We start from the raw sequence: 3859 nt of genomic DNA on the forward strand, positions 1-3859 counted from the left end.
AGACCTTTCCTTTCAACTCGAAAAGCGTTTCTTTCCACGATTGCAAAACGGCAAACTCCGTATCTAATAAAGTGCCGTCCACATCAAAAACAAAATGTTTGTACTTCATCGTATTTAATTTAAAAAATGGTTGCTTTAAATGAAAAACCGACAAATAGGTTGTTTATAACAAATGCGGTATTTACCATATATCCTACCCTATATTTTAAAATCGGCTCCAAATACGCACAAAACCGCATTATTATATTTAAATCTTCATCAAAATTGGTTTTCCCGTTTAAATATACGTATATTTACGCAATTATCCAACATAAAAATGCGGAATTATGCTGAAAGAAGAAAGACAACGATACATCATAGACAGGATAAATGCGGATAACCGGATATATGTTACCGAACTGAGTGAAGAATTAGGAATTTCGGACGATACGTTAAGACGAGACCTTATAGATCTGGAAAAGCTGGGTCTTTTGACCAAAGTACACGGCGGAGCGATAGCCCGGTCTGAGATATCGATACAATTCACAGAAAGGCTGAATACCGCAACTCTTATCAAACAACAAATGGCAGCTAAATTGGTCCCGATGTTTAAAGAAGGAGACGTGATACTGATCGATGGCGGCACCTCTACTCTTGAAGTAGCCCGTCAAATACCCAAGGATAAAAGGTTTACCGTTTATACCAATTGTTTGCCGATAGCCAATGAACTATCCGGTTATCCCAACGTTGAACTGATACTTCTGGGTGGTAAAGTCTTTTCATCTTCGCAGGTAACAGTCGGCATATCTGTTTTCCAGATGTTACAGTCCGTGTATCCCGATTGGGTGATTATTGGAATAAGCGATATCCATCCACAAAAAGGATTGACTGACTCTGACCGCGAAGAGGCGATAATAAAGCGAAGCATGTTACTTCAGGGAACCAAAAGGGTTGTCATAGCCGACGCACATAAACTGGAAACAGCTAGAAATTTTCATGTCGCCTCTTTGGGTGAGATCGATTATATTGTTACCGAAGACAGCAAAGTGGACTATATAAAGCAACATTGGCCCAAGTATTCGTATGAGGTGGTATAAGATAATGCTCCGGTTATTTATCAATAATTGCTAAGACCGAATTGGCTTTTTACCTTTTCTCATGTATGTTTTCCCGACATCAATGATCTCACCATTCATGAGAGATATAAAAACAAATTGATCCATGCATATTTCAATTTTTATTTGTATATTTGCATGGAAGCAAATTGATGTAAAATGTATATCCATCGATATCTTGAGCCGAGTGTATTAAAAGCCATACAGAATTTTCCGGTTACTGCTGTAACAGGGCCTCGCCAATGTGGTAAGTCAACTTTGGTCAAACATTTGTTAAACACTTATCCGGAAAGTATATATCTGGATTTGGAGAGACCATCAGATTTGCGTAAACTGGAAGACGCAGAATGGTTTTTAACTTCACAGAAGGAAAAACTGATATGTATAGATGAGATACAACGGCAACCTGAATTATTCCCACTGATCAGAAGTTTAGTCGATGAATGGGACAGACCCGGTTGTTTTTTAATACTTGGTTCGGCCTCTCGGGATTTGTTGAAACAAAGTTCAGAATCCCTGGCTGGTAGAATATCATATAAAAGACTGACCCCATTTCTTTGGGAAGAATTAGAGAATGATTATGCTATTGAGAGGTATTTTTCGGCAGGATCTTTTCCCCGTAGTTTGCTTGCAGATGATCATGAAATCTCTTTCGAATGGAGGGAGAGTTTTATTACGACTTTCTTAGAACGGGATCTATTGCAGTGGGCCGGATTTACCCCAACCACCATGAGGCGTTTGTTGCAAATGCTAGCCCATGTCAATGGACAAACGGCGAATTATTCCACTTTAGCCACTTCTTTGGGGGTGACTTCAACTACAGTAAAGAATTACATTGATTTATTAGCCGGGACTTATATGGTAGAAATAGTACCGCCATATATTTCTAATCTTGGAAAGAGATTGGTTAAATCCCCAAAAGTATATATCTCTGATTCAGGCATTACTGCCGCTTTACTCGGATTAAGAAGTTTTGAGGAACTTTCAGGACATCCGGCATTTGGTTCTATTTGGGAACAAATTGTATTATCAAACCTGAAAGGACTATATCCGGATGCAGAGTTTTTTCATTATAGAACCACCAATGGAGCTGAAGTGGATTTTGTGATGAAAATAAAAAATACAATCTTCACAATTGAATGTAAAGCCTCATACTCTCCAATCTTATCAAAAGGAAATTACATTGCTTTCGAAGATGTTGCACCCAAGCATACATTTATAGTAACACCCTCACCAGACAGTTGGTCGATGAAAGATAAAATAGATGTTGTATCTTTGAATGAATTGAAAAACATGATAGACCATAAGATATGATTGCGGTTTCACCTGTTAAAGCTTTTGTTAAGATAGTAGAAATATAAATTTAAATGGCTAAAAATACCATTTAAAATTTCTGTCAGAACAGCGAAGCTAATTGGTCTAGAGAACCTCTCAAAAAAACTTTTTTTGGATTTAACTGAAAAAATATATCAATTAAAACACTGAATAGTTACCGCCTGACATGTTAAGGTTCGGGGATTCGAAATTAAATAACAAAAAAAGACATGTCACCGAATTTGTATTCGCCTAACTGCTACGAAATTCGCTGCATTTCATAATACAAAAATAATAATTTTCCGTGATAAAAACAAAAAAGAAAAAGCTTGTACGATACCATTTTCATCGAGTAGTTTATTGGATCGTACTATCTTATTATTACCCGATGCCGTGAATACAGAAGCCGATATAATAACTAAATCTAATCGGATACTATTTTATTTATTAAGGAATGAATAATTATAATATATTTACATGGATAAAAACATTTTTTACAGGAATAACATTATAAAACCAGAAAGTAAAATGAACAGGAAACTATTCGCAGGCACGGCATTTTTTCTCATACTTTTTTTAGTTGCATCATGTAATCCCAACGTACGGGAAAGTCAGGATTCGGTATCGGTTTCGGGAATCGGTACCGTATTGGCACAACCCGACATGGTGCTAATGAACATCGGTTTCTCCCAAACCGCCCAAACGACTAAAGAAGCCAAAAAAGCCGTAGAGCAAACCATGCAACGGATATTGAAAATACTGCAGGAAGAAAATGTGGAGGAAAAATTCATGAAAACCATATCACTCAACTATGACGTGGAATACGATTACAGGAACGGGCGTCGGGTTCGGCTCGGGCAACGGGCGCAACAGACCATTGTCGTAACCGTAAACGATATGATAAACATTCCCGAAAGATTCTCATCCATACTGGATAAAATCACGGCCATAGACAAAGTCGATGTTCAGGAGATCAGGTTTGACATTGAAAATAAAACGGAATTATTCAGGCAAAGCCGTGAACTGGCCTATCAAAAAGCATTTGACAAAGCCGGGCAATATGCCGAACTTTCAAACCGTAAAATAGGAAAAGTAGTCTCGATTTCGGAAGCGGTAAGCCGCGATGTAGCCCAAATCCGCGCATTCCAGAACAATCTCGCCTTTAAAGAAGAGGCCCTTTCTTTGTCCGACAATTCGGTTGTTCCCACGGGAGAACAGGGTGTAAGTTCCGAAATTAATATCGTATTCTCGTTGGAGTAGTGAATTTGTTAAATGCAGGCAACTTAAAGACAATGCTCAAAAAATAATATGGATTACAAACTGCGTAACTGGAAAATGTCGGATGCGGAAAATCTTGCCGAACATGCCAATAACAACAATGTCGCCAGATGGCTGACAAACCAGTTTCCGTATCCTTACGACAAAAAAGATGCAGAGACATATATCGACTC

The 3859-nt window shown here is 38.1% G+C and carries 3 protein-coding genes; all 3 read left to right on the plus strand.

Going from position 1 to position 3859, the window contains the following annotated elements; all coding sequences use genetic code 11:
- Positions 1–326: 326 nt before the first annotated feature.
- The 3 genes from LBQ60_00645 (at position 327) to LBQ60_00655 (ending at position 3668) form a co-directional block, all read left to right on the plus strand.
- Positions 327–1076: a DeoR/GlpR family DNA-binding transcription regulator gene (locus tag LBQ60_00645; protein MDR2036409.1), complete on the plus strand. Its 750-nt coding sequence runs from the start codon at positions 327–329 to the stop codon at positions 1074–1076.
- A 177-nt stretch (positions 1077–1253) separates the two neighbouring features.
- Positions 1254–2408: an ATP-binding protein gene (locus LBQ60_00650; GenBank protein ID MDR2036410.1), complete on the plus strand. Its 1155-nt coding sequence runs from the start codon at positions 1254–1256 to the stop codon at positions 2406–2408.
- A 528-nt stretch (positions 2409–2936) separates the two neighbouring features.
- The gene (locus LBQ60_00655; GenBank protein ID MDR2036411.1) at positions 2937–3668 is read left to right on the plus strand and encodes an SIMPL domain-containing protein; all 732 of its coding nucleotides are present in this window, start codon (positions 2937–2939) and stop codon (positions 3666–3668) included.
- Positions 3669–3859: the final 191 nt, after the last annotated feature.

This window comes from Bacteroidales bacterium (genome assembly GCA_031275285.1).
Taxonomy (GTDB): Bacteria; Bacteroidota; Bacteroidia; order Bacteroidales; family UBA4181; genus JAIRLS01.